This window comes from Streptomyces sp. NPDC088147, from assembly GCF_044741565.1.
In the GTDB taxonomy this organism is placed as follows: Bacteria; Actinomycetota; Actinomycetes; order Streptomycetales; family Streptomycetaceae; genus Streptomyces.
In genome coordinates this window covers 166,848-191,372 of the sequence record NZ_JBIUSY010000004.1, presented here as the reverse complement: position 1 = coordinate 191,372, position 24,525 = coordinate 166,848, and the positions used below count along the sequence as shown (strand labels likewise).

Here is a 24,525-nt window from a genome sequence, read left to right as displayed (position 1 = left end):
CCGGCACGGCGAGCCGGAGCCGCTCGCGCCGACGGACGAGACCGGGACGGGCCGATGAGCACCTACCGCGACTTCGCACACCGCGGCACCGCCCGCGCCACCGTCCTGAGGACCGTCGGCACCCGTGAGCGCCGCTCCCTCCTCACCGCGCCCCGCGTCCCGACCGTCGGTATCGACATCGGCGGTACGAAGGTGATGGCCGGCGTCGTCGATCCCGACGGCAACATCCTGGAGAAGCTCAGGACCGAGACGCCGGACAAGTCCAAGAGCCCCCGGGTCGTCGAGGACACCATCGTCGAGCTGGTCCTCGACCTCTCCGACCGCCACGATGTGCACGCCGTGGGCATCGGCGCGGCCGGCTGGGTCGACGCCGACCGCTCCAAGGTGCTCTTCGCGCCGCATCTCGCCTGGCGCGACGAACCCCTCAGGGACGCGATCTCCTCACGGCTCGCCGTGCCGGTGATGGTCGACAACGACGCCAACACCGCGGCCTGGGCGGAGTGGCGCTTCGGCGCCGGACGCGGCGAGGACCATCTCGTCATGATCACGCTCGGTACCGGTATCGGCGGTGCCATCCTGGAGGACGGTCGGGTCAAGCGCGGCAAGTTCGGCGTCGCCGGCGAATTCGGCCATATGCAGGTCGTGCCCGGCGGCCACCGCTGCCCGTGCGGCAACCGGGGCTGCTGGGAGCAGTACAGCTCCGGCAACGCCCTCGTACGGGAGGCCAGGGAGCTGGCCGCCGCCGACTCCCCGGTCGCGTACAACATCATCGACCGCGTCAAGGGCAACGTCCAGGACATCACGGGACCGCTGATCACCGAACTCGCCCGCGAGGGCGACGCCATGTGCGTCGAGCTGTTCCAGGACATCGGCCAGTGGCTCGGCGTCGGCATCGCCAATCTGGCCGCCGCGCTCGACCCGTCCTGCTTCGTCATCGGCGGCGGGGTCAGCGCCGCCGACGATCTGCTGATCGGCCCCGCCCGCGACGCCTTCCGCCGCCATCTCACCGGCCGCGGCTACCGCCCCGAGGCACGGATCGCCAAGGCACAGCTCGGCCCCGAGGCGGGTATGGTCGGCGCCGCCGACCTCGCCCGGCTGGTGGCCCGGCGCTTCCGCCGCGCCAACCGCCGCCGGGTGGAGCGCCATGAGCGCTACGAGAGATACGCCCAGGCCATCCGCACCGCCCGCCCGACGCAGGAACCCCGTACGACGCAGGAGCCGCCCTCATGACCGTGGAGCTCCCCGTGCCCGTGCGCGACGAGGGCGGCAGCAAGCCGCCCGAGGACCGCGGGCACCGCAATCGCCGCCGCTGGCTGACGGCCATCGTCATCGTGCTGCTCATCGGCATCCCGGCCGGCTACCTGGTGATCTCGGCCGGGCAGAGCCGCGAGAGCGGCCGGAACAAGGAGGCCGAGTCCGCGGCCACCGGTCTCCAGCCGACGCGCCCCTCCAAGATGAAGCGCCGCATCTTCGAGGTGCCGATACCGCTGGGCGCCACCCGGGTGCGCTACTTCGAGACGAGCAACTGGAAGACCAGCCGGCTGTACGTCCAGTTCGACGTCACCTCGGGACGGCTCGACACGTTCCTGACCGAGATGGGCACCAGCCGCTCCGCGCTCCAGGACGACGCGATCACGATCACGCCGCGCGACCGCCGTACCGTCGGCTGGAACTTCGACATCCCCGGCCACGACTGGGCGGGCACCAGCCACCAGCAGAAGGGCCCGCGCCCCAGCCAGGACGTGGTGGTGGACCTGACGGAACCCGGCTTCCCCCGGGTGTACGTCGTCTCCACCACGACCCCGTAACGCCCGTAACGCCCGTAACGCCCGTGAAGCCACTGACGAGAGCGACCGACGCGTACGGCGACGACGGGTTCGCCGCCCCGGCGAATTCGGTTGCGGGACGATGATTCACGTGCATACGGTCGCCCACATGGCGGATGACGAACCGACGCGCGCCGCGCGTCTGCTGGATGCCCAGGCGAAGGCCGTCCGGCTCTTCGCGGAGATCGAGGAGCGCGGGCTTGTCGCCCCGGGGGAGGGCGAACGCGCGCTCAGCGACCGGATCCGGGACCTGGCGAACGAGATGTTCGGCACGACCCGGCACTGGCACAAGCGGATCGTGCGCTCCGGGCCGAACACGCTCATGCCCTACCGGGAGAATCCGCCGGACCGGCTGATCGGCGCGGACGACATCGTGTTCGCCGACTTCGGGCCGATCTTCGAGGAGTACGAGGCCGACTTCGGGCGGACGTTCGTCCTCGGCGACGACCCGGTCAGGCTCCGGCTGCGGGACGACCTCCCGAGGGTCTTCGCGGCCGGCCGGCGCTTCTTCGAGAGCGAGCCCGAGATCACCGGCAAGGCGCTGTACGCCGAGGTCGAGCGGCTCGCCACCGACGCCGGATGGGAACTGGGCGGCTGGCACGCCGGGCATCTGGTCGGCGAGTTCCCGCACGAGACGATCGACGGCGCGGACGTCGAGTCGTACATCGCGCCCGGCAACGACACCCCGCTGCGGCGCACCGACAAGGCCGGGCGCCGCTGCCACTGGATCCTGGAGATCCATCTCGTCGACCGGGGAAACGGGTTCGGCGGCTTCTACGAGGAACTGCTCGACCTCGGCTGATCCGGCACGCCCGCTTCGCGAAGGCGGGGGCGAGCGGGGTGCAGGGGCTCTCGCTCGTGACGTGGTGCCCAGCGGGCCGATCGCGTCCGCCGTCTCCATGAAGTGGACCTCGGTGCGTGGGATGTCGGCGTACTGGGCCGGCAGCGGGCACTCGCCGTCCGGCGCGGCCGTGAGTCAGATCATCGGGCCCGCCGGGAGGGCGTCGCAGCGGTTCCCGCCGACCGCGGCCCTGGTGCAGATCTTGAACGAGGCGTATCCGGCCCGGAGTCGGAGGACCGGCCAAGAGGCATACCGTTCGGTTCACCCGGCACCTCGGTTCACCCGGCACCGGCCCGGCCGCCCGTTCCGAGCGGCCGACGCGCACGTTCGGCGATGTCACGCGCGCGGCGGCCGTTTGGATCGGGAATGCCGGTCAGTCGCCGGTGTTGGTCGCCCAGACGGGCCGGTTGGCGCTGTTGTAGACGACGACGTTGCCGTCGTCCTGGACGGCGAGGTAGCGCCCCTTCTGCCAGGTTCCGGCGGCCCAGAGGGCCCGGCCGGCCCTGTTGTAGACGACGAGGTTGCCGTCTTCCTGCATGACGAGGCGGTCGGCGTTGGGGTAGACGTTCGGGGCCTGCCAGGCGGCCCGGTTGTCCTTGTACAGGACGACATTGCCGTCGCTCTGGACGCGCAGGATGGCGCGGCCGTTGCCGGAGGTCCATGCCTGGTTCTTGCCGAGGGTGGCGGGCGCGTAGAAACGGGAATCGACCCGCTGCGCCTCTCGGGGTTGCGTGTTCTGGACGGTACGGTCACTGCCCGCGGCGTCGGCGGCGGGAACGGCGGCCAGGATGGGCAGGGCCGCGAGGGCGAGCGCGGGAAGGCCGCGCCACACGAGTTTCTTGATCACACCCCCGGTTTTAGGCAGTCCGCGTACGCCCGCGACAGCCCCTCGGCCACCAGCTCACCCGTATGGGCCAGCGATTTCATCGCCGAAACGACACTGCGCGGAGCGGTGCCCCGGCCCTTGCCCGACCAGGGTGTCAGGCGAGGGTGTAGCCGAGTACGCCTCCGTGGATCTGCCCCTCGCAGTTGGGCTGGATGGAGTCGAAGATCTGCCGGTTCTCGTTCCGCAGGCAGCGGAGCAACTGAACGGTGGCCACGCCCGCCGGGGGACTGGTGTGGAGCCAGCCGAGTCGGGTCACGTACTGCTGGCCCTCGCAGTTGACGTCCGTGCTGGTGAAGTGGTCACCCCTGACCTGGCAGAGGTACAGCGGAGTGGTGCCGGGAGCCGCGTACGTGTAGAGCGAGCCCAGCGGCCCCTGCAACTGGTATCCGGCGGGGTGGTACCAGCTGTTGCTCTGCGTGTCGGAGCTCTTGTGATAGCGGTTCAGCATGAACGTCGGACCCGGGGCGTACGGTTCTCCCGCGCAGAGGTATTCGACGGCGACCTGCACATATCCGTTGGGGAGTTGGTTGACGATCGTCGGGCCCTTGACCAGGTTGCACCGGGCGGGGTCGAAGCCTCTGGCCACCGCGCTGTCCGCGGCGGTGGCGACGGCCGACTGCACGGCGACGTTGTACGGGCCGCTCCCCAGACCGCCGATGGAGAGCTGCACCGGCCCCACCGCGGCCGTGGCCGACGCAGCCGGGGCAGGGGCCGGGGAGGCGGCGGCCGGCGATACGAGAGCCAGGGTGAGCGCGGCGACGGTCGCGGCCAGGGCGGAGAGACGGCGTGTCACGTGCATGAAGGACCTCTTCCTCAAGTCGATGGAATCCCGTGGTCGGGCACAAGGTGATTCATGGAACGCCGGTGGTCCGAGCGTGCTGGGCGCCCGTCCGGCCCGCCTCAGCCAACCAGGCGCACACGACGGCGAACAGTGGGCGGTGAGGCGCCTGTGCGGGAGAACAAGCCGACTTCGGACGACCGCGATCGTCGTGGGCACCGCCGTACGGTCCGTCCGGCGGTCCCCACAACCATTCGGGGGCGGCCCCGGTCCAACCCCGTATGAGGAAACGACGTGTCGCCCCCCTGGCCCTGATCGCGGTAGCCGCCTGCGGGGCGCCCGACGTCGTACCCGACTCCACCGTCCCTCCGGGCGTCACGCAGACCGCCACGGCCACGAAGCGGCCCGCGGCCGACCCCGACACCGACGGGGCCCGCGCCGACTTCGACGGCGACGGGAACGAGGATCTCGTCATCACCGACACCTCGGCCACGGTCGACGGAAAATACGCCGCCGGCTACGTGGCCGTGGTGCCCGGCTCGACGGCGGGCCCCGACATCCGGCGCCACCAGGTGATCACCCAGGACAGCCTCGGCCTCGGCAAGGCGGGCACCGGTGGCCGGTTCGGCAGCCACGCCATCTCGGCCGACCTCGACGGCGACGGCCGCGGCGACCTCATCACGCAGGCCGGCACCCACACGGTCTTCGTGGTCTGGGGCGGCAAGAAGAAGCTCTCCGGAGCGGTCGGGCTGACCGGCGCCACGCCGGTCGCCGGCGACTTCGACGGCGACGGCCGAGCCGACCTCGTCACGACCGGAAACACGGGCTCCGAGGCGACGGTATGGTTCGGCCCGTTCACCCGGGCGGGCAGGCCCGCCCGTACGAAGACGCTCGACCTCACGCCCGGCACGTCGTCGTACTACACGCCCCGGCCCACCGGCGTCGGCGACGTGGACGGCGACGGCAAGGACGATCTGGTGGTCACCTGGTCGCACGTGTACGCGGACGAGATGCCGGTCCCCCGCGCCACCGTCGTGTACCGCGGCGCGGCCGACGGCGTACTGAAGAAGGGCCCGCGCCTCAAGGACGCGCACGGCAAGGACATGTACGGCTCGGTCACCCTCACGTCCGACGTGAACAAGGACGGCTTCGCCGATGTGATCGTCAGCCTCACCTGCGAGAGCATCGGCGACGTGGCCGTGCCCGAGGGCGGCAGCCGGCTGATGGTCGCCTACGGCGGAAAGAGCGGGCAGAGCGCCAGCCTGAAGCCCACGACGATCAACGAGAAGACAGCGGGGCTGCCCGGCAGACCGGTCTCCTCCCACTGCGGCTTCGGCTCCACGCCGGCGACAGGTGATGTGAACGGGGACGGTTACGCCGACGTCGCGTTCAGCGCTCCGGTCAAGACCGCCCAGGGCACCGAGTCGGTGACCCTGGTGATGCGCGGCGGACCGGAGGGCCTGACCGGCACGAACGCGCGGAGCACGGGCCTCCCGATGGGGCCCCTGGCGATCCAGGACCTGAACGGCGACGGCGCGGCCGAACTGGCGGGCGGCACCTGGAACGAGAGCGGCGCCGACGACACGGTGCGGATCCTGCGCGGCGGCCCGTCCGGCATCAGCACGTCCGGCCCGACGCTCATCAGGCCCACGGATCTGGGAGGGGAGCCGACGCCGGGCGACGGCCCCGACTTCGGCCACTGAAACGGCCGGCCGCCGTCACCGGGCTGCCGGCTATGGCGGCCCGGCCGAGATCTGAGCCGAGCGCCCGAACCGCGGTCATGTACCGACCGCTTGAACCCGCCCTCGTTCTCCGGCACTTGTCCTGGAGGGATTGTCCTCGGGGGTGTCCGGTGTGTTCGTTGTGTCTGCCGGGCTGTCGGGGGTGAGGGTGTGCAGTGCGGTGAGGCATGCGGCGATCGCGGGTTCGTTGGCGGTGCCGTGGCGGACGGCGGTCTCGATCGTGCGGGCGAGCGTGGTGTCGGTCACCGGTCGTACGCTCAGTGCCGGCGGGAGGTGGGCCGTGGCCATGCGGGGGATGAGGACCGTATGGCCGCTGCTCGCGGCGAGGGCGATCATGGCGGCGAAGTCGGTGCAGGTATGTCGTACCTGCGGGGTGAAACCGGCTGACCGGCAGGCCTGGAGGACGGCATCCCCGCACGCCGTTTGCGGCGGGGCGGTGATCCACGGGGTGTTCGCGAGGTCCCGCAGCTCGACCGGGGATCCCTCTGGGTGAACCGCTGGATGATCGCCGCGCAGGACCGCGACCAGCGGATCGGTTCGCAGGGTGTGGGTTTCGACGCCGGGGTGCGGGGGTGTGGCGAGGTTGGTGTAGCGGTAGACCAGCGCGATGTCGACGTGACGCTGGAGGAGGAGCCGGACCGCGATTTCGGGTTCGGCCTCGGTGATGTGCAGCCGCAGATCCCGGTGGACGCTCTCCAGGGCATCGCAGAGTGGGGCGGCCAGGGGCGTGAGGGCGCTGGGGAAGCAGGCGAAATGGAGGGGGCCGACCGGTCTCCCGGTTCCGGTGTGCAGGCGGTTCTGGGCTTGTTCGAGAGCCGTGAGCACGTTCTCGGTGTCCTCGGTCAGCCGGCGTCCGGCCGCTGTGAGGCGGATGGAACGTCCCGTGCGTTCCAGGAGCCGGGTGCGCGTCTCCTCCTCCAGGAGTCGTAGCTGCTGTGAGACGGCGGAAGGAGTGACGCCGTGGAGTTCGGCCACGGCGGTCACGGTGCCGTGTACGTCCAGGTCACGGAGGAGAATGAGTCGTCGAACATCGAGCATTAGTTCATCTTAAAGAGATTCTGTAGAAGATGTAGCTGGACATGGGAACGCTTGTGCGGCGACTCTGGTCTCCGTCAACCCGTGCCGAGCAGTGCCCAGGAGTTTTCGTGCGTGCCACCGTGATCCATGGCCTCAACGACATCCGGATCGAGGAGGTGCCCGACCCGGTGGTCCGGCGGCCGACCGACGCCGTGGTGCGGGTGGTCAACGCGTGTATCTGCGGCAGTGACCTGTGGGCGTACCGGGGCGTGGCGTCCCGGGTCGCCGGGCAGCGGATCGGCCACGAGTTCCTCGGGATCGTCGAGGAGACCGGCTCCGAGGTGAACGGATTCACCCCCGGTGATTTCGTGATCGCGCCGTTCGTCTGGTCGGACGGCAGCTGCGACTTCTGCCGGGAGGGCCTGCACACCTCCTGCCCCGAGGGCGGAATCTGGGGCGAGGTCGGCTCGGACGGCGGCCAGGGCGAGGCCGTCCGCGTGCCGTTCGCCGACGGCACCCTGGTCAAGCTGCCCAAGGAGGCGGCCGGCGAGGAGAAGCTGCTGCCCGGCCTGCTCGCGCTGTCCGACGTGATGAGCACCGGCCACCACGCCGCGGTCGCCGCCAGGGTCCGGCCGGGGGTCACGGTCGCCGTGGTCGGCGACGGCGCGGTCGGCCTGTGCGGTGTGCTCGCCGCCCGCCGGCTCGGTGCCGACCGGATCATCGCGCTCGGCCGCCACCGGGCCCGTACGGACATCGCCCGCGCCTTCGGTGCCACGGACGTGGTCGCCGAGCGCGGTGACGCCGCGATCGAGGCCGTCAACGAGCTGACCGGCGGCCGGGGCGCGCACGCCGTCCTGGAGGCCGTCGGCACCGAGGAGTCGATGCGCACCGCGATCTCGCTCGCCCGCGACGGCGGCGCGGTCGGCTACGTGGGTGTGCCGCACGGCGGCTCCGCCGGCGTGTCCATCGCCCAGATGTTCGACCGGAATGTGGCGCTGGCCGGTGGTGTCGCCCCCGCCCGCGCCTACATCCCCGAGCTGCTGCCGGATGTGCTGTCCGGTGCGATCGACCCGGGCCTGGTCTTCGATCGTACGGTGGACCTGGACGGCGTCCCGGACGGCTATCGCGCGATGGACGACCGCTCGGCCCTCAAGGTCCGCATCGCCTTCTGAGAGCCGTCGGCCCATCTGGCGGGCCGGGGCCGCCGCGAGACCCAAGTCCTCATGGAGCGAGGGGTATTGACGCCTTCGCTGGGACTTCTATCATCCTGATTGCCCGAAGCCCCGGCACGCGTCCGACACTTCGAACGCGCACGTCTCGCACCATGACCGACCCGACCCGACGCGGTCCGCGTGCATCACGCCAGCGCGCGGGACGGGCGGCCCTCTGTCTCGTTCTCCAGAGCCGGGGGCGGTTCGCGCCACGTTGTCGAAACGATTCGAATCCGCACGCGAGGAAAAGCGAACGACCGACATTCCATGGCTCGTACCGCCCCCTCCGCAACGCACAGCGCATCCGCATCCGCATCCGCTCTCGCTTCCGTATCAGTCTCCGACCGTACGAGGAGAACCATGAATCCCCCCACGCGACGCAACAGGTCCCGCGCCTCGGCGTTAGGGCTGCTGACCGCCTCCGTGCTGCTGGCGACCGGGGTCGCCGCCGTACCCGCGCCCGCCGCGGAGCCCGAAATGATCCGGGCGAGCACCCTGGGCGCCCAGGCGGCCCAGTCCGGACGCTACTTCGGAACCGCCGTGGCGGCCGGCAAACTGGGCGACGGGACGTATGTGACGATCCTGGACCGCGAGTTCAACTCGGTCACGCCCGAGAACGAGATGAAGTGGGACACCATCGAGCGGTCCCGCGGCTCGTTCAACTTCGTTCCCGCCGACCAGATCGTCGACCGCGCCTCGGCGCGCGGCCAGCGCGTGCGCGGTCACACACTGGTCTGGCACTCCCAGCTGCCCGCCTGGGTCAGCTCCCTCACGGACGCGAACACACTGCGCGGCGTGATGAACACCCACATCAGTACGGTGATGAACCACTACAGGGGCAAGGTCCAGGCCTGGGACGTGGTCAACGAGGCGTTCGCCGACGGGAGCGGCGGCCGGCACCGCCCCTCGGTGTTCCAGAACCTGCTCGGTGACGGCTTCATCGAGGAAGCCTTCCGCACCGCCCGGACGGCCGATCCGGCAGCCAAGCTCTGCTACAACGACTACAACATCGAGAACTGGAGCGACGCCAAGACGCAGGGCGTGTACCGCATGGTGCGGGACTTCAAGGCACGCGGCGTGCCCATCGACTGTGTCGGCTTCCAGGCGCACTTCGGCACCGGCGGCCCGCCGGCCGCCTTCCAGACGACGCTGTCGAACTTCGCCGCACTCGGTGTGGACGTACAGATCACCGAACTCGACATCGCCCAGGCGCCGACGACCGCGTACGCGAACACCGTCCGGGCGTGTATGAACGTCTCGCGGTGCACCGGGATCACCGTATGGGGCATTCGCGACAGCGACTCCTGGCGCAGCGGGGAGAACCCGCTGTTGTTCGACCGCAACGGCAACAAGAAGGCGGCCTACCAGGCGACACTGACGGCCCTCGGCGGCAGCGCGGTGACGGCGGCGGGAATGACGAACACCCGTACGGACCGATAGGCGGACGCCCGAGCACCGGTCCGAACACATTCGTCGAAAGCCGAAAGCATCCGGCGTTCCATGTGAGGAACATGGGAACCGCTTGTGAGCGATTCGGCGTATTCCCTTACGACTTCATGCCCGGGTGGACCCTGTTCGGGAGCCGGTCATGCCAGGCGACCCGCGTCATGCCTCAGGCGCTGTCCGGGACACCCGTAGGGGAACGGGAAGGAGCCGCAGCCGATGCCGCCCGCTGTCGTATGCCCAGGCCCGCGACGACGTGCCCTGCCGAGGTGGTCCGCCTGGGCTGCCGCCTGCCTGCTGGCGCTGACTCCCGTGTCGCTGCCGGGAGGTGCCGCGGCCGAGCCCGCGGCGGCGGTGCGGGCCGTCGCCGCGGACAAGGAGCCGACACCGTCCGGCCGTTCGATGACACAGGTCGACGACTTCTTCGGCAACCCCGTCGGACGGATGCTCTACGTCGCCCGGGAAGCGAGGCGCCTGGACGACAAGCCGTTCCGGAACATGGCCGTCGGTTTCGTGGACATCACCGGCCTGGACGGCGTCGACACCGCGGGCTACGAGGTCATGGACGTCGCGGAGCTGAAGCAGACCGATCCCGCGCTCTACCAGCAGCTCCGCCTCGCCGGCCGCCCGCAGATCCAGAAGTTCGCCATCGTCCGGCAGTCCAACGACGCGTCCAGTGACGTTGCGGCCAACCACTCCGAGATCCTCATGATCGTGCGGGAGCTGCCCTACCTCGGGGTCGGGGACCCCGACAGGATCTTCGCCGTGGGAAGCGATCGCTCACCCTGCCGGACCTGCGCTCCACGGATTCCGAAGAACGCGGACGTCTTCTACCTCGTCAAGGACGGCAAGGGGTCGACCGAGAATCTGGCGCAGGGCATCCGGGCGGCGAAGCCCGCCACGGAGAACAACGCGGAGTTCGGGAAGGAGGTCGCGCGGGAGCGGCAGCGACTCCAGGAGCGCAAGGCGGCGAACCAGAAGCGCCGGGCCCAACGGGCCGAGCAGACGAAGAACGTCTTCAAGACCGGCGGCAGTTGTGCGCTGGGGCTCGGTCGCGGTCCGGCGGCCTCCGGTGCGGAACAGGCGGCGTCCGTCGCGCGGTCCGGCGGCTTCGTGCACCAGGCGGCATTCGCCCACCGGCCCGGCGCCGTGCAGGCGGACTGCGGCGACGGTACGACGGGCGGCGCGGGCGGCGTACCCGACAGCGGCCTGGTCAGGGCGCTGTCGGAACCAGTCTCCCAAGCCCCCGGCGGCATCGACTTCTCCTCCCTCCAGTTGCGCTATCTCTCCGATCCGGGCGACGGCAGCGGCCTCCAGTACTCCTTCGAGGCCCCCACGTCCACCACCGGCGGCACCTCCCCGACCGGCGGTGTGGACGCGGCCCGGCTCAGTTCCGACGCGTTCTTCGTCTGGCTGGAGCTCGACCCCTCGACGTACTGGGTGAACCTCAACCCCACCGAGCCCGACCGTGTCGTCGACGCCGACATGGGCCGTACGGACGTGGGCCGGGTCATGCTCCAGGCGGACCTCCGGCTGAAGAAGGATGTGGGCCGGATCATCCATCCGGACACGGCCTTGGGCAAGGAGTACCTGGACCGGCTGACGGGCGAGTGCATGCCCACACGGGTGTGGATCGTGCCCGGGACCGCGGACGTCCACCGTGACGGCGACAAGCTGTACATCCTGAAGGCGCCGCTCAAGGTCAAGATGGAGTCCGAGTACGTCGCCCTCCCCGCCGACGAGGGCCCGTTGGGCAACTGCCCGGAGCAGGACGACGCGACGGTCGCCCGCAACGAGGCTCTCTTCCGCGGCCTGGTTCTCCCGGAGCTGACGAAACAGGTCAACTCCGGTGCGCAGTACGCCGATCTGCGCCGCGTCCACCTCGCGCGCGTCGCGGCCGAGTGGTACCGCGAACTGAGCAGGTCCCAGGACACCACCTACGGCGACCTCATCGACCGGGGCGACATCGCCGCGTGGACGACGAAGGCCGACTGGAAGCCCACCGACACGTTCGACCAGTATGTCCGCTCGTACACCAAGGGCGACTACGACTTCACGCGCAAGGTGCGAAAAGGGAACTACCTCTATACGTACAGCTACTTCTACGGCGGTGTCGACCTCACCTCCGTTCCGCTCCGGCAGCTCTCGGACCGGTCGGTCGACGCACGGTACGGGGACCTGTTCAAGGACGTCGACACCTCATTGACGCGGCCGGCCGGCGGGGACACGTCCGCACTGTGGCTCGGCGCCCCGACCCCGCGCCAGGCGGCGGGACCGGGCCCGTCCGGCGACGGGTCGGGCTGGTCCGTACGGGACCTGGCAACGCCGCAGGCGCTGTTGGTGGTGCTGCTCCTCATCCCGTTCGCCGCCGCGCTGCTGTGGCGGTGGCGTCGCCGGTCCACCACGGGCGCGGCAGCTCCTCCGCGCCGGCCGGCCACGCACGACGACCACCTCTGAACCCGCCCGCCGTTCCGAGGAAGACCACGCACGAGCTTCGTCGGCGTCCGCGCCCGGGGCGTCAGCCCGCGGCGGTGTTGTAGTTGACGATGCGCTCCACCATGAGAGCGACCGCACCGGCCAGCGGGCTGTCCGCGCCTTCGCTCACCACGTCGGGCAACCGGTGTGCCTCCTCCGCGGTGACCGCCACCATGCCCCAGAACGCGTTGAAGCCCGAAGGGTCCGCCGGTTTGTCGGTGGCCGCCTCCACTGTCGCGACGCCGCCCCCCTCGACCACGGCCAGCGCGCCCATCTGCCGCAGTGTGTCGGGATCTCGCTCTTCGGCGGCTATGACGCTCCAACCCGCCACCTCTGTCTGCCGCAATGCGGCGAGAAGACTGCCGGTACTGCCCGCGCCGGTGATAACGATGTCGGGCAGGACGAGGGCCACCGGCCCGTGCGTCATCGGCAGGGCGGACCGGATCGCCCCGTCGAGCCCCGGTTCGAACGACTCGTCCTGGTAGACGAAGACCATCTGAAAGGTCTCGGCGTACCGCGCGAGATAACGCACCGTGTCCAGCTTGTGCGTCCCGAATACGACGACCAGACGCACGTGGAGTCCGCTCTTGGCCAGTTCGACGACGGCCTCCAGGCTGCGGTCCAGCACAGTGACCCCGGGAGCCAGACAGTGCAGCTCCTTCGAGTAGGGCGCCCCGAAGCGCGTTCCGAATCCGGCGCAGGGCAGGATGACCGAAACATCGGGGCCGGGCACGGACGAACTCTGCATGGAGTGGCTCTCAGGTTGTGGTGACGATCGGGAACCTTGCGCGCCTCGGCGGATACGGGCGGCCCGGGGCCGACGCCGTCGTCGGCCTGAAAGGCACGCCGGCGCTCACCGTAGTCACCGGGGACGGCTCCACGCGAGAGGGAGCGCTGATGATCGACGAGATCGTCGGCGAGGGGGTCCCGGCGGAGGCTCTCCGCTGCCCACGGAGCCGGAAGTCTGCGTCGGGACAGCCGAGTTGACCCACTCGCCCGCCGCCGCGTTCAGTACCACGCGACGTACACTGCTGCCGCACACGCCCTAGGCGGCACAGGCCGGGACGGTAGGGGAAGACAGAGCGAAAGAGGGCGCGGAATGCGGGTGCTGTTGTCCACATACGGGACGCGTGGCGACGTCGAACCACTGGTGGCACTCGCGGTACGGCTACGGGCGCTCGGCGTGGAGGTGCGGATGTGCGCCCCGCCGGACGAGGAGTTCGCGGAGCGGCTGGCGGGCATCGGAGTGCAACTGGTGCCGGTCGGGCCACCGGTACGGGCGTTGATGCGCGGGACGAGTCTGCCGTCGGCGGCGGAACTGTCCCGGTACCGGGACGAGTTGGTCGACGCGCAATTCGACATCCTCCCCGCGGCGGCCGACGGATGCGACGCGATGGTGGTGGCCGGCCTGGCGCAGATCGCCGCCCGGTCCGTGGCCGAGGCGGCGGGCATCCGCTACGTGCACGCGAGCTATTCGGCGGTCAACCTGCCGTCGCCGCACCATGCGCCGCCCCCGCGGGCGGGCTGGCCGGAGCCGGAGGTGAGTGACAACCGGACGCTGTGGGAGCGGGACGCCCACCACGTGAACGCGCAATTCGGTGAGGCGCTCAACGGCCACCGGGCGTCGATCGGTCTGCCACCGGTCGACAACGTCCGCGACCACGTCTTCACCGGCCGGCCGTGGCTGGCGGCGGACCCGGTCCTGGGGCCGTGGCGGGCGACCCCCGGACTCGACGTGATACAGACCGGTGCGTGGACCCTGGCGGACGAACGCCCGCTCCCGGCGGACCTGGTGACGTTCCTGGACGCGGGCGCGCCGCCGGTCTACGTGGGCTTCGGCAGCATGCGCCCGTCGCCGGACATCGTCCGCGGGGCCATCGAGGCGATCCGCGCACAAGGCCACCGCGCACTCGTCTCCCGCGGCTGGGCGGACCTGGACCCGGTCGACGACCGGGACGACTGCTTCGCCATCGGCGAGATCAACCAACAGCGTCTGTTCGGCAGGGTGGCCGCCGTGGTGCACCACGGCGGCGCGGGTACGACGCTGACGGCCGCCCGTGCGGGCGTGCCGCAAGTGGTGGTGGCTCTCCGGCTGGCGGACAACCCGTACTGGGCCGGCCGGGTGGCGGACCTGGAAATCGGCGCGGCACCCGACGGTCCGGCTCCGACCGTCGAGTCCCTCGGCATCGCGTTCAAGACGGCCCTGGCGCCCGGGACCCGGGCGCGGGCCAAGGCTCTGGGCACCAGGATCCGCACCGACGGAGCGACGGTGGCCGCGAACCGGCTGCTCGACGCCCTCCGGTGAGCGACGCCCTCCGGTGAGCGAGACCGGCCCGGCACGCCGGGCCGGTACGACGCCACCCCGCACGAGCGACGAGGACGGGGAGGAACGCTCCGGCTGATCCTGGACGGGACACTTCCGAGGCGCCGACAGGTGAAGCCGGCCGCCGAGGATCTTCATCCGTCGGCGGATCCGTGGGCAGGTCCGGCCACCGCCCCGGCCTTTTCCCGTGCGGACCCCGGCCCTTTCCCGTGCCGACCCCGACCCTCTCCCGTGAGGAATCGCGGGATATGGGAGCGTGGGCGGGTGAGCGAGACGATGACTAAGACCCTGCAATACCGCATGGACGGGCCGGAAGACGCCCCCATCCTGATCCTGGGCCCCTCCCTGGGGACGACGTGGCACATGTGGGATCGTCAGGTGCCCGAGCTGGCCCGTCAATGGCGGGTGCTGCGCTTCGACCTGCCCGGCCACGGCGGCGCCCCCGCGCACGCCGCGACCAGCGTTCCCGAGCTGGCGGAACGGCTGCTGGCCACGCTCGACGAGATCGGGGTGCAGCGGTTCGGCTACGTGGGCTGCTCCATCGCCGGTGCCATCGGCGCCGAGCTGGCTCTGCGCCGTCCCGACCGGATCGCCTCGCTCGCGCTGGTGGCCGCCTCGCCCCGGTTCGGCACGGCCGACGAGTTCCGGCAGCGCGGGGTGATCGTCCGCGCCAACGGGCTGGACCCGATGGCCCGCAGCGCGCCCGAGCGCTGGTTCACCCCCGGCTTCGCCGCCGCCCAGCCGGCCATCGTCGAATGGGCCGTCCAGATGGTCCGTACGACCGACCCCGGCTGCTACATCGCCTCCTGCGAGGCGCTGGCCGCCTTCGACATCCGGGCGGAGCTGGGCCGTATCGCCGTCCCGACCCTCGTCCTGGTCGGCGCCGAGGACCATGTCACCGGGCCCGCCGAGGCGCGCACGCTGGTCGCGGGGATACCGGACGCCCGGCTCGCGCTGGTGCCCGGAGCGTCCCATCTGGCGCCCGTCGAGCAGCCCGCCGCCGTCACGGATCTGCTCGTCCACCACTTCTCCACCGCCTGGTACAACCCGTCCGACACCTCCACCGGCCTCACCGTGCTGCCCGACCGCGGCCCCGCGCCCACGCTCTCGGCGACGATCGGCCCGGTCGCCGAGATCGCGCCCGCCGAGCAGCCCGAGGCCGTGACCTCCGGGCGGCCCGACCCGTACGAGGCGGGCATGCGGGTGCGCAGACAGGTCCTGGGCGACGCCCATGTGGACCGCGCCATGGCCACCGCCGACGACTTCACCGGAGACTTCCAGGAGCTGATCACCCGCTATGCCTGGGGAGAGGTCTGGACCAGGGAGGGCCTGGACCGCCGCACCCGCAGCGCCGTGACCCTGACGGCCCTGGTCGCGGGCGGCCATCTGGAGGAGCTGGCCTTCCATACGAGGGCCGCGCTGCGCAACGGCCTCACGCCCGCCGAGATCAAGGAAGTGCTGATCCAGACGGCCGTGTACTGCGGCGTACCGGCGGCGAACACGGCGTTCCGGGTGGCACGGACCGTGATCCAGGAGGAGACCACGCCCGATGCGTAGCAGGATGGCAGTACGCGCGCATCCGTACGCGGGACAGTACGCGGCACAGAGGGCACGCGGCACCGACAGCGAGGGAGGCGGTCAGCGGTGAAGCTCACCAAGAAGGCACACGCCTGCGTCCGGCTGGAGAAGGACGGCCGTACGCTCGTCATCGATCCCGGCGGATTCACCGAGGACGACGCCACGGACGGCGCGGACGTCATCCTCGTCACCCATGAGCACGCCGATCACTTCCACGAGGGGCATCTGCGGGCCGGCCTCGAGGCCAACCCGGCGGCGGAGCTGTGGACGCTGCGCAGCGTCGCCGACCAGATCTCCGCCGCCTTCCCCGGCCGTGTCCACACGGTCGGCCACGGCGACACGTTCTCCGCGGCCGGTTTCGACGTCCGGGTCCACGGCGAGCTGCACGCGGTGATACACCCGGACATCCCGCGGATCACCAATGTCGGCTATCTCGTGGACGGCTCGGTCTTCCACCCCGGCGACGCGCTGACCGTTCCCGACCACCCGGTCGACACGCTCCTGCTGCCCGTACAGGCGCCCTGGAACAAGATCTCCGAGGTGATCGAGTACGTGCGCGAGGTCGGACCGCGGCGCTCCTTCGACGTCCACGACGCACTGCTCACCGAGCTGGCCCGGCCCATCTACGACACCCAGATCGGCAACCTGGGCGGCGCGGAGCACTGCCGGCTCGCCCCGGGCCGCTCGGCCGAGCTGTGACTGTCGGACCCCGCCGATAGGCTGTCCCGCATGCGCATCGCCACCTGGAACGTCAATTCGATCACCGCCCGGCTGCCCCGGCTGCTGGCCTGGCTGGAGAGCACCGGTACGGACGTGCTGTGCGTCCAGGAGACCAAGTGCACGGAAGAGCAGTTCCCCGCGGAACAGCTGCGTGAGCTGGGCTACGAGTCGGCGGTCAACGCCACCGGCAGGTGGAACGGAGTGGCGCTGATCTCCCGGGTCGGTCTGACGGACATCGTCAAGGGGCTTCCCGGCGGACCGGAGTACGAAGGCGTGACGGAACCGCGCGCGATCGCCGCGACCTGCGGCCCGGTCCGGCTCTGGTCCGTCTATGTGCCCAATGGCCGCGAGGTCGGCCATGACCACTACGCGTACAAGCTGCGCTGGCTGGAGGCGCTGCGCGAGGCGGTGGCCGACGACGCGGCGGGCGCCCGGCCGTTCGCGGTCCTCGGCGACTTCAACGTGGCCCCGGCCGACGAGGACGTGTGGGACCTGTCCCGCTTCGAGGGGGCCACGCATGTCACCCCCGCCGAGCGCGCGGCGCTCGCCGCGCTGCGCGGCGAGGGGCTCTCCGATGTGGTGCCCCGTCCGCTCAAGTACGACCGTCCGTACACCTACTGGGACTACCGCGAGCTGGGCTTCCCGAAGAACAAGGGCATGCGTATCGACCTGGTCTACGGCAACGGGCCGTTCGCGGGCGCGGTCAAGGACAGCTATGTCGACCGTGAGGAGCGCAAGGGCAAGGGCGCGTCCGACCACGCCCCGGTGGTCGTCGATATCGAGGTCCCTCTGTAGAGGCTCGGTTCACTCGCTCGCGGCCCACCGGCCGTTGCGCGCGCCCTATGGTGCCCCGGCGGGGCGAATGGCAGGCTGAGTGGTATGAACATCCCTTTCTTGGACAACTGGCGCAAGCGGCACGGCGGCGAGGACGGGGCCTCGCTCGCCTCCGTCGTCGACGGTGACCCGGAGGGCGTGGCCGAGTTGCTCTCCGAGTGCGAGCTGCTGCGCGCCCGCGCCGGGCAGAACGGCCTCGAACTGGACGACTCCCCGGCCTCGTTGGAGGCGCTCGACCAGCTGCCGCCGCGCTGGCGCGACGACCCCGAGGAACTGCCCTGGCTGGGCAACGACGCGGGGCTGTATCTCGGCACGGTGATCGTCCGTACGGTGCCCGGCGCCGTCTGGCACATCTGGCCCGGCGGGCACCCCGTGGTGCGGCTCGTCTCCGGGCGTGAGATCCAGGTCGTCGAGTCCGGTCTGGAGTGGGCGGCGACCGGGGCGCCCGAGCTGTCCCAGGTCTACGCGGAGGCCGCCGAGGCCTGAGTCCGGCCTCTTTTGCAGTAAATACGGCTTATGTCCCATGTGTGCGTGTCGAGCGCGAAGTCCCTTGTCCGGCTGGATAGTTTGCGCTGACTTCGACACAGCCGGGAGTGGGTGGGGCAGCGCATGGCCGTCGATTCATTGATCGAACTGCGGGGCGTCAACAAGTACTACGGGCCGTTGCATGTGCTCCAGGACATCGATCTGACGGTCGCCCGCGGGGAAGTGGTCGTGGTCATCGGCCCCTCCGGCTCCGGGAAGTCCACACTCTGCCGGACGATGAACCGGCTGGAGACGATCGAGTCGGGCCTGATCACCATCGAGGGAACGCCCCTGCCGGCCGAGGGCCGCGGGCTCGCGCGGCTCCGCGCGGAAGTGGGCATGGTCTTCCAGTCGTTCAACCTCTTCGCGCACCGGACCGTGCTGGACAATGTCTCGCTCGCGCAGATCAAGGTCCGCAAGCGCAAGAAGGAGGACGCCGACCGGCGTTCCCGGGAGCTGCTCGACCGGGTGGGACTTCTCCCGCAGGCCGACAAGCTGCCCGCGCAGCTCTCCGGCGGCCAGCAGCAGCGCGTCGCCATCGCCCGCGCGCTCGCCATGGACCCCAAGGTCCTGCTCTTCGACGAACCCACCTCGGCGCTCGACCCGGAGATGATCAACGAGGTGCTCGAAGTCATGCGGCAGCTCGCCCGTGAGGGCATGACGATGGTCGTCGTCACCCATGAGATGGGCTTCGCGCGCTCCGCCGCCAACCGCGTGGTCTTCATGTCCGACGGCCGCATCGTCGAGGACCGCACCCCGGAGGACTTCTTCACCGCTCCGAGGAGCGACCGGGCGAAGGACTTCCTCTCCAAGATCCTCAAGCACTGAGGGGGTGCGGTCCATGATCTCCGGTCGGGCACCGCGCGGGAGAACGCTCACGGCACCGCTCCTGCCGCTCCTGCTCGCCCTGCTGGCGGCGCTCGCCGCCGGCTGCGGAAAGCCGGGCAGCCCGCCCGTGAAGGGCCCGCGGGCCGACGCGCTGCCCCACTACCGGGTGGACACCGCCTTCCGGCTGCCCGGCTCACCGACCTGGACCAAGGCGAAGCGGCGCGGCCATCTGATCGTCGGCGCCAAGGAGGACCAGCCCTACATGGGGGAGAAGGACCCGGCCACCGGCGTCTACTCGGGCTTCGACATCGAGATCGCCAAGATGATGTCGGCGTCCCTCGGTTTCGATCCGAAGACCATCCGCTTCCGTACGATCGCCTCCGCGAACCGGGAAACCGCCCTCCAGAACGGGCAGATCGACTACTACGTCGGCACGTACACCATCAACGAGAACCGCAAGAAGCTCGTCGGATTCGCCGGCCCGTACTACATGGCCGGCCAGTCCCTGCTGGTGAGGACCGACGAGAACGGCATCCACGGGCCGCGGGACCTCGACGGCAAGCGCGTCTGCTCGGCCTCGGGATCGACCCCGTACCAGCGGATCCAGCAGGACTACCCGCGCATCCAACTCGTCGGCTACGACACGTACTCCGTCTGTGTGGACAATCTGCTGACGTACCAGGTCGCCGCCGTCACCACCGACGACACGATCCTCCAGGGCTACGCGGCCAAGGTGCCCGACGAGCTCAAGGTGGTCGGCAAGCCCTTCTCGAAGGAGCCCTACGGCATCGGCGTACCGCGCGCCGACAACGCGCTGCGTCTCGCGCTCGACGACGCCCTCGCGGTCAACGAGAGGAACGGCAACTGGCAGAAGGCGTACGACGCGACCCTCGGCCTCTCCGGGCGCCGGGCCACCCCGCCCCCGCCGATCGACCGCTACCCGGCGAGCTGAGGCAGGAGCCATGGACGTACTCACCGACAACCTCTCGCTCTACGGCAGGGGCTTCCTCGGTACGGTCGAGCTGACGGTCTACGCCTCACTGCTCGCGCTGGCCCTCGGGTTCGTGATGGCCTCGTTCCGGGTCGCGCCGGTCCGCGCCCTGCGGGCGCTCGGCACCGTATGGGTCACCGTCCTGCGCAACACCCCGCTGACGCTGCTCTTCTTCGCGGTCGTCCTCGGACTGCCGCGCTTCGGTCTCGTCCTCCCCTTCCAGCTCTTCGCGGTCCTGGCGCTCGGCTGCTACACCTCCGCGTTCATCTGCGAGGTGCTGCGCTCCGGCATCAACACCGTGCCCAAGGGGCAGGGAGAGGCGGCCCGCAGCCTCGGGATGACCTTCGGGCAGACCCTGGGCGGTGTCGTCCTGCCGCAGGCGTTCCGTGCGGTCATCCCGCCCATCGGATCCACCCTGATCGCCCTCGCCAAGAACTCCGCGATCGCGGGGGCGTTCAGCGTCACCGAACTGCTCGGCACGTACAAGAGCCTCAGCGAGATGGGCTACAGCATCATCTGGACCTTCGTCTGGATCGCCGTCGGCTATCTGATCATCACCCTGTCCATCAGCGCGCTGTTCCACTTCATGGAGAAGCACTGGGGAGTCGCCCGATGACCTCGACGGCCCCGAAGACACCCAGGCCCCCGCGGACCACGAAGACGTCCCGGAGCGACTCGACCGCGCTGTACGACTTTCCCGGGCCCCGGACGGAGCGGCGGCACCGCTGGTACGGCGTGCTGGCGACGGCCGCGGTCGCCGCGCTCTTCGGCTGGCTGCTCCATCTCCTCTTCGCCACCGACCAGTTCACCGCCACCAAGTGGACACCCTTCGAGTACCAGGGCATCCAGGACCTGCTGCTGCGCGGCCTCGGCAACACCCTCAAGGCCTTCGCGTTCGCGGCGGTGTTCTCGCTCGTACTCGGCGCGGTCCTCGCCTGCGGCCGGCTCTCCGAGCACCGGCCGGTGCGCTGGCTGGCCACCTCGCTGGTCGAGTTCTTCCGCGCCATGCCCGTACTGGTGATGATCTTCTTCATCTTCGTGGCGCTGAAGGTGCAGGCACTGCCCGCGCTGGTGGCGGGACTGACGCTCTACAACGGCTCCGTGCTCGCCGAGGTGTTCCGTACCGGAGTCAACTCGGTGGAGCGCGGTCAGCGGGAGGCGGCGTACGCCCTCGGCATGCGCAAAACGCAGGTCATGACGTACGTGCTGGTGCCGCAGGCGGTCCGCGCCATGCTGCCCACGATCATCAGCCAGCTGGTGGTCGCTCTCAAGGACACATCACTCGGCTATCTGATCACCTATGAGGAGTTCCTCCATGCCGGAAAGCTCATCGCCTCGAATCTCGACTACGATTTGCCGTTCATCCCTGTGGTGATGGTGATTTCACCGATCTACATCGGGATGTGCATGCTGCTCTCCTGGTTCGCCCACTGGCTGGCCGGGCGGCAGCGGCGCAACCCGAGAACAGAGGCTGTGGGCGTCGACCCGGCCTCCCCAGGGACGCTGCTGCCGGGCGGGCAGTAGCTCAGGGGCAGTGGCCCGTCCGGCGGCAGCCGGAGATCACTTCTCGTGCGGATCTCGTACGGACGGGAAGAAGGTCAGCTGTGCGCCGGTCGGGTTGTGCTCCACGGGGAGCGCACCCGGCGGGCGGGCCACTTGGGAAGCGCCGTTCGCCCCGGCGCCGTTCGCCCCGGCGCCGGGCGCCTCCGCGCTGTCGCTCACGCACCGGCGGGGACCGGCTCGTGGGCCGCCCGGGTCACATCCGCGACCAGCTCCACCACATCGGGGCCGTACGCCAGCGAGTTGACCACCTTCAGCAGCAGACAGAACGAGTCGCGGCCGTGCTTGCGCGCCAGCCTCTCGTGGTGACGGAACAGATAGCGGGTGGCCGCCTGGTTGGTGATGGCCCGCTGGCCGCAGAAGAGGAAGACGGGCCGTGCCCCCTCCCCGACGGTGAGCCGCGCCAGCAGGACGTACTCGGTGACGCCCCCCTCCGCGCGGTAGCGCTCGGAGCCGATCTGGAACGAGCCCCGGTCCGGCCCGGGTTCCGTACTCGTGTCGACTTTCACACCGGGCAGCAGCGAACCGAGATGGGCCGCCATCCGACGATTCGCGTACGGACCGCCCAGGCAGAATTCCGTACGCTCCCCGAAGCCCTGGCGCGCGGTGTCGTGCTGGACGATCTCGGCGTGCGCGCCGCAGTCCTTGATCAGCGCGGCCAGCTCCAGCAGCGCGGAGACGTCGTAGCGGTGGACCGCGCCGTCGCCGCCCGCCTCACGACTGACGACCAGCAGACATTCGGAGTTTCCCGGCAGGCCGAAGAACGCCTGCTTGCGGCGGAGCCTGCGGCGCCAGAGATGGGTACGGGCGAGCCAGCCCAGGGAAGCGCAGATACCGGCGGCGACTACGCCGAGCACGATGGTGCGTATGTCGTCAGTCATGGGCGCGCATCGTAGCGGGACGAGGCGAACACAGTTCGAGACGGTCCTGACGGGGCGGGGGCGTCGGCGCTACGCTGCGCGAACGGTTCTCGACTGGAGGTACGGATGCGTCGCACCGCTGTGCGGAATGTGTCGATGGCGGCCGTTGCCGCGACCCTGCTCTCGGTGGGCGCCTGCGCGCCCCCGTCGGTCGCGGGGACGGGCACGAAGGGCGCGACGGGTGCGACGGGTGCGAGCGCACAGACACGTCCGCCGGCCAAGACACCGGTGGCGACGGGGTATGGGGGAGCGGTCGCGAGCGTCGACGCCGATGCCTCGGCCGCCGGTATCGAGGTGCTCAGGAACGGCGGCAACGCGGTCGACGCGGCCGTGGCCACGGCCGCCGCGCTCGGCGTCACCGAGCCGTACTCCGCCGGTATCGGGGGCGGTGGCTACTTCGTCTACTACGACGCCAAGTCCCGTACGGTGCACACCATCGACGGCCGCGAGACCGCCCCGAAGTCGGCCAACACCTCGCTCTTCCTGGAGAACGGCAAGCCGCTCCCGTTCGCGGACGCCGTGACCAGCGGGCTGAGCGTCGGTACGCCCGGGACGCCGGCCACCTGGAACACCGCGCTCGACGCCTGGGGGAGCCGCTCGCTCTCCCACCTGCTCAAGCCCGCCGAACGGCTGGCGAAGGACGGCTTCGTCGTCGACGACACCTTCCGCGCGCAGACCCAGTCGAACCAGGAGCGGTTCGCGGACTTCCCGGCCACCGCCGAACTGTTCCTGCCCGGCGGACAGCTCCCGGTCGTCGGCTCCACCTTCAAGAACCCCGATCTGGCCCGTACGTACAAGGAGTTGGGGCGCACCGGCACCCGCTCGCTCTACGAGGGCGAGCTGGCCCGCGACATCGTCCGTACCGTACGCAAACCCCCCGTGGCCCCGGACTCCGGCCGCAACGCGCGCGCCGGTGATCTCACCGCGCGCGATCTCTCCGCCTACCGCACGAAGCGCCAGGCGCCGACGAAGGTCTCGTACCGCGGACTCGACGTGTACGGCATGGCGCCGTCGTCCTCGGGCGGTACGAGCGTCGGCGAAGCGCTCAACATCCTTGAGCGAACGGACCTTTCGAAGGCGAGCCAGGCGCAGTATCTGCACCGGTTCATCGAGGCGAGCCGGATCGCCTTCGCGGACCGGGGCCGCTGGGTCGGTGACCCGGCCTTCGAGAAGGTACCGACCCAGGGGCTGCTGTCCCAGCGCTTCGCGGACGCGCGCGGCTGCCTGATCAAGGACGACGAGGTCCTCAAGAGCCCGCTGGCGCCCGGTGATCCGAGCGATCCCACGCCGTGCGCGCCCGGCGGGACGGCGGCGCCGACCACCTTCGAGGGCGAGAACACCACGCATCTCACGGCGGCCGACAAGTGGGGCAACGTCGTCGCCTACACGCTGACCATCGAGTCGACGGGCGGCAGCGCGATCACCGTGCCCGGTCGGGGCTTCCTGCTCAACAACGAGCTGACGGACTTCTCCTTCGCCCCGGCGAATCCGGCCGTCCACGACCCGAACCTGCCGGGACCGGGCAAGCGCCCGCGCTCGTCCATCTCCCCGACGATCGTGCTGGACTCCCATGACCGGCCGGTGCTGGCGGTCGGCTCGCCGGGCGGCGCGACCATCATCACCACCGTGCTCCAGACGCTGACCGGCCGGCTGGACCGCGGTCTGCCGCTGGTCGACGCGATCGCGGCGCCCCGGGCCAGCCAGCGCAACACGGCGGCCACGGAACTGGAGCCGGGCCTCTGGAACAGCCCCGTGCGCAAGCAACTGGAAGCGCTGGGGCATGTGTTCAGCCAGAACCCGGAGATCGGCGCGGCGACCGGTGTGCAGCGCCTGCCGGACGGCCGCTGGCTGGCCGCGGCGGAGAAGGTCCGCAGGGGCGGCGGCTCGGCGATGGTGGTGCGCCCGGACGGCAAGTAGGACGGCCGAGGGCGCTCGCGGAACGCCTTCCGAGCGGAGACGGGCGGGACGGGCGGGGCCGGGGATGACCGGTCCCGCCCGGCTTGACCGGCCCGGCCCGCCCCCGCGCT

Annotated in this window: 22 protein-coding genes and 1 pseudogene; 17 read left to right on the top strand and 6 right to left on the bottom strand. The window is 70.5% G+C overall.

Annotated elements, in window-relative coordinates; genetic code table 11:
* Positions 1-54 precede the first annotated feature (54 nt).
* The 3 genes from ACIOGX_RS16020 (at position 55) to ACIOGX_RS16010 (ending at position 2,628) form a co-directional block, all read left to right on the top strand.
* Positions 55-1,230 (top strand): ROK family glucokinase, encoded by a 1,176-nt coding sequence (locus tag ACIOGX_RS16020; protein WP_356510245.1) that lies wholly within the window; start codon positions 55-57, stop codon positions 1,228-1,230.
* Positions 1,227-1,808: a hypothetical protein gene (locus ACIOGX_RS16015; protein WP_356510243.1), complete on the top strand. Its 582-nt coding sequence runs from the start codon at positions 1,227-1,229 to the stop codon at positions 1,806-1,808. Before ACIOGX_RS16020 ends, ACIOGX_RS16015 begins: the two co-directional genes overlap by 4 nt.
* Before the next feature lie 127 nt (positions 1,809-1,935).
* Positions 1,936-2,628, top strand: coding sequence for a M24 family metallopeptidase (locus ACIOGX_RS16010; protein ID WP_129768159.1), 693 nt, complete (start codon positions 1,936-1,938; stop codon positions 2,626-2,628).
* Between the two features lie 412 nt (positions 2,629-3,040).
* On the opposite strand, the gene ACIOGX_RS16005 is transcribed toward ACIOGX_RS16010, so the two are convergent.
* Together ACIOGX_RS16005 and ACIOGX_RS16000 are read right to left on the bottom strand one after the other, a co-directional pair.
* Positions 3,041-3,514: a hypothetical protein gene (locus ACIOGX_RS16005; protein WP_356510239.1), complete on the bottom strand. Its 474-nt coding sequence runs from the start codon at positions 3,512-3,514 to the stop codon at positions 3,041-3,043.
* 133 nt (positions 3,515-3,647) lie between these two features.
* Positions 3,648-4,352 carry a hypothetical protein gene (locus ACIOGX_RS16000; protein WP_387013572.1) on the bottom strand — a complete coding sequence of 235 codons (705 nt, stop codon included), beginning with the start codon at positions 4,350-4,352 and terminating at the stop codon, positions 3,648-3,650.
* Positions 4,353-4,612: 260 nt separating this feature from the next.
* On the opposite strand from ACIOGX_RS16000, the gene ACIOGX_RS15995 reads away from it, so the two are divergent.
* Positions 4,613-6,034: an FG-GAP and VCBS repeat-containing protein gene (locus ACIOGX_RS15995; RefSeq protein WP_401913662.1), complete on the top strand. Its 1,422-nt coding sequence runs from the start codon at positions 4,613-4,615 to the stop codon at positions 6,032-6,034.
* Positions 6,035-6,109: 75 nt separating this feature from the next.
* Here the strand turns inward: ACIOGX_RS15995 and ACIOGX_RS15990 are convergent, their stop codons facing one another.
* A complete protein-coding gene (locus ACIOGX_RS15990; protein WP_401913659.1) occupies positions 6,110-7,111 on the bottom strand; it encodes a LysR family transcriptional regulator in 1,002 nt (333 codons plus the stop codon).
* A 107-nt stretch (positions 7,112-7,218) separates the two neighbouring features.
* Here ACIOGX_RS15990 and ACIOGX_RS15985 point away from each other — a divergent pair, with 107 nt between their 5' ends.
* The 3 genes and pseudogenes from ACIOGX_RS15985 to ACIOGX_RS15975 all read left to right on the top strand — a co-directional run bounded on the left by ACIOGX_RS15985 (position 7,219) and on the right by ACIOGX_RS15975 (position 12,201).
* Positions 7,219-8,262, top strand: a complete 1,044-nt coding sequence (locus tag ACIOGX_RS15985) for a zinc-dependent alcohol dehydrogenase family protein (RefSeq protein WP_356510231.1) — start codon at positions 7,219-7,221, stop codon at positions 8,260-8,262.
* 399 nt (positions 8,263-8,661) lie between these two features.
* Positions 8,662-9,705 (top strand): annotated as a pseudogene (locus ACIOGX_RS15980) (endo-1,4-beta-xylanase); the annotation flags it as partial.
* Between the two features lie 351 nt (positions 9,706-10,056).
* Positions 10,057-12,201, top strand: a complete 2,145-nt coding sequence (locus ACIOGX_RS15975) for a hypothetical protein (protein WP_401913656.1) — start codon at positions 10,057-10,059, stop codon at positions 12,199-12,201.
* 61 nt (positions 12,202-12,262) lie between these two features.
* Here ACIOGX_RS15975 and ACIOGX_RS15970 read toward each other — a convergent pair whose 3' ends face one another.
* Positions 12,263-12,967, bottom strand: coding sequence for a hypothetical protein (locus ACIOGX_RS15970; protein ID WP_401913653.1), 705 nt, complete (start codon positions 12,965-12,967; stop codon positions 12,263-12,265).
* Between the two features lie 351 nt (positions 12,968-13,318).
* On the opposite strand from ACIOGX_RS15970, the gene ACIOGX_RS15965 reads away from it, so the two are divergent.
* The 9 genes from ACIOGX_RS15965 to ACIOGX_RS15925 all read left to right on the top strand — a co-directional run bounded on the left by ACIOGX_RS15965 (position 13,319) and on the right by ACIOGX_RS15925 (position 21,542).
* Positions 13,319-14,524: a glycosyltransferase gene (locus ACIOGX_RS15965; protein ID WP_401913650.1), complete on the top strand. Its 1,206-nt coding sequence runs from the start codon at positions 13,319-13,321 to the stop codon at positions 14,522-14,524.
* Positions 14,525-14,806: 282 nt separating this feature from the next.
* Positions 14,807-16,099: a 4-carboxymuconolactone decarboxylase gene (gene pcaC, locus ACIOGX_RS15960; protein WP_401913647.1), complete on the top strand. Its 1,293-nt coding sequence runs from the start codon at positions 14,807-14,809 to the stop codon at positions 16,097-16,099.
* An 87-nt stretch (positions 16,100-16,186) separates the two neighbouring features.
* Positions 16,187-16,819 (top strand): MBL fold metallo-hydrolase, encoded by a 633-nt coding sequence (locus tag ACIOGX_RS15955; RefSeq protein ID WP_356510222.1) that lies wholly within the window; start codon positions 16,187-16,189, stop codon positions 16,817-16,819.
* Between the two features lie 30 nt (positions 16,820-16,849).
* On the top strand, positions 16,850-17,635 hold the full coding sequence (locus ACIOGX_RS15950; protein WP_356510220.1) for an exodeoxyribonuclease III: 786 nt from the start codon (positions 16,850-16,852) through the stop codon (positions 17,633-17,635).
* Positions 17,636-17,719: 84 nt separating this feature from the next.
* Entirely contained in the window at positions 17,720-18,160 is a 441-nt protein-coding gene (locus ACIOGX_RS15945; RefSeq protein WP_356510218.1) for a DUF6278 family protein, read from the top strand.
* A gap of 123 nt (positions 18,161-18,283) precedes the next feature.
* On the top strand, positions 18,284-19,027 hold the full coding sequence (locus ACIOGX_RS15940) for an amino acid ABC transporter ATP-binding protein (protein ID WP_356510216.1): 744 nt from the start codon (positions 18,284-18,286) through the stop codon (positions 19,025-19,027).
* Positions 19,028-19,040: 13 nt separating this feature from the next.
* A complete protein-coding gene (locus ACIOGX_RS15935; protein WP_356510214.1) occupies positions 19,041-19,979 on the top strand; it encodes a glutamate ABC transporter substrate-binding protein in 939 nt (312 codons plus the stop codon).
* A 10-nt stretch (positions 19,980-19,989) separates the two neighbouring features.
* Positions 19,990-20,634 carry an amino acid ABC transporter permease gene (locus ACIOGX_RS15930; RefSeq protein ID WP_356510212.1) on the top strand — a complete coding sequence of 215 codons (645 nt, stop codon included), beginning with the start codon at positions 19,990-19,992 and terminating at the stop codon, positions 20,632-20,634.
* Complete coding sequence (locus ACIOGX_RS15925; RefSeq protein WP_356510210.1) at positions 20,631-21,542, top strand: amino acid ABC transporter permease; 912 nt, start codon at positions 20,631-20,633, stop codon at positions 21,540-21,542. Before ACIOGX_RS15930 ends, ACIOGX_RS15925 begins: the two co-directional genes overlap by 4 nt.
* A gap of 36 nt (positions 21,543-21,578) precedes the next feature.
* On the opposite strand, the gene ACIOGX_RS15920 is transcribed toward ACIOGX_RS15925, so the two are convergent.
* A complete protein-coding gene (locus ACIOGX_RS15920) occupies positions 21,579-21,740 on the bottom strand; it encodes a hypothetical protein (RefSeq protein WP_356510208.1) in 162 nt (53 codons plus the stop codon).
* Positions 21,737-22,459, bottom strand: coding sequence for a hypothetical protein (locus tag ACIOGX_RS15915; RefSeq protein ID WP_356510206.1), 723 nt, complete (start codon positions 22,457-22,459; stop codon positions 21,737-21,739). The genes ACIOGX_RS15920 and ACIOGX_RS15915 overlap by 4 nt, the downstream gene beginning before the upstream one ends.
* A 105-nt stretch (positions 22,460-22,564) precedes the next feature.
* Here ACIOGX_RS15915 and ggt point away from each other — a divergent pair, with 105 nt between their 5' ends.
* The gene (gene ggt / locus ACIOGX_RS15910; RefSeq protein ID WP_401913638.1) at positions 22,565-24,415 is read left to right on the top strand and encodes a gamma-glutamyltransferase; all 1,851 of its coding nucleotides are present in this window, start codon (positions 22,565-22,567) and stop codon (positions 24,413-24,415) included.
* The last annotated feature ends 110 nt before the right edge of the window (positions 24,416-24,525 follow it).

Excerpts from the sequence above, each read along its gene's own strand:
- ACIOGX_RS15970 (WP_401913653.1), bottom strand. The coding sequence starts at position 12,967 with ATGCAGAGTTCGTCCGTGCCCGGCCCCGATGTTTCGGTCATCCTGCCC.
- ACIOGX_RS16000 (WP_387013572.1), bottom strand. The coding sequence starts at position 4,352 with ATGCACGTGACACGCCGTCTCTCCGCCCTGGCCGCGACCGTCGCCGCG.
- ACIOGX_RS15945 (WP_356510218.1), top strand. The coding sequence starts at position 17,720 with ATGAACATCCCTTTCTTGGACAACTGGCGCAAGCGGCACGGCGGCGAG.
- ggt (WP_401913638.1), top strand. The coding sequence starts at position 22,565 with ATGCGTCGCACCGCTGTGCGGAATGTGTCGATGGCGGCCGTTGCCGCG.
- ACIOGX_RS15950 (WP_356510220.1), top strand. The coding sequence starts at position 16,850 with ATGCGCATCGCCACCTGGAACGTCAATTCGATCACCGCCCGGCTGCCC.
- ACIOGX_RS15965 (WP_401913650.1), top strand. The coding sequence starts at position 13,319 with ATGCGGGTGCTGTTGTCCACATACGGGACGCGTGGCGACGTCGAACCA.
- ACIOGX_RS16020 (WP_356510245.1), top strand. The coding sequence starts at position 55 with ATGAGCACCTACCGCGACTTCGCACACCGCGGCACCGCCCGCGCCACC.
- ACIOGX_RS15935 (WP_356510214.1), top strand. The coding sequence starts at position 19,041 with ATGATCTCCGGTCGGGCACCGCGCGGGAGAACGCTCACGGCACCGCTC.
- ACIOGX_RS15915 (WP_356510206.1), bottom strand. The coding sequence starts at position 22,459 with ATGACTGACGACATACGCACCATCGTGCTCGGCGTAGTCGCCGCCGGT.
- ACIOGX_RS16010 (WP_129768159.1), top strand. The coding sequence starts at position 1,936 with ATGGCGGATGACGAACCGACGCGCGCCGCGCGTCTGCTGGATGCCCAG.
- ACIOGX_RS15930 (WP_356510212.1), top strand. The coding sequence starts at position 19,990 with ATGGACGTACTCACCGACAACCTCTCGCTCTACGGCAGGGGCTTCCTC.
- ACIOGX_RS15990 (WP_401913659.1), bottom strand. The coding sequence starts at position 7,111 with ATGCTCGATGTTCGACGACTCATTCTCCTCCGTGACCTGGACGTACAC.
- ACIOGX_RS16015 (WP_356510243.1), top strand. The coding sequence starts at position 1,227 with ATGACCGTGGAGCTCCCCGTGCCCGTGCGCGACGAGGGCGGCAGCAAG.
- ACIOGX_RS15940 (WP_356510216.1), top strand. The coding sequence starts at position 18,284 with ATGGCCGTCGATTCATTGATCGAACTGCGGGGCGTCAACAAGTACTAC.
- ACIOGX_RS15925 (WP_356510210.1), top strand. The coding sequence starts at position 20,631 with ATGACCTCGACGGCCCCGAAGACACCCAGGCCCCCGCGGACCACGAAG.
- ACIOGX_RS15995 (WP_401913662.1), top strand. The coding sequence starts at position 4,613 with ATGAGGAAACGACGTGTCGCCCCCCTGGCCCTGATCGCGGTAGCCGCC.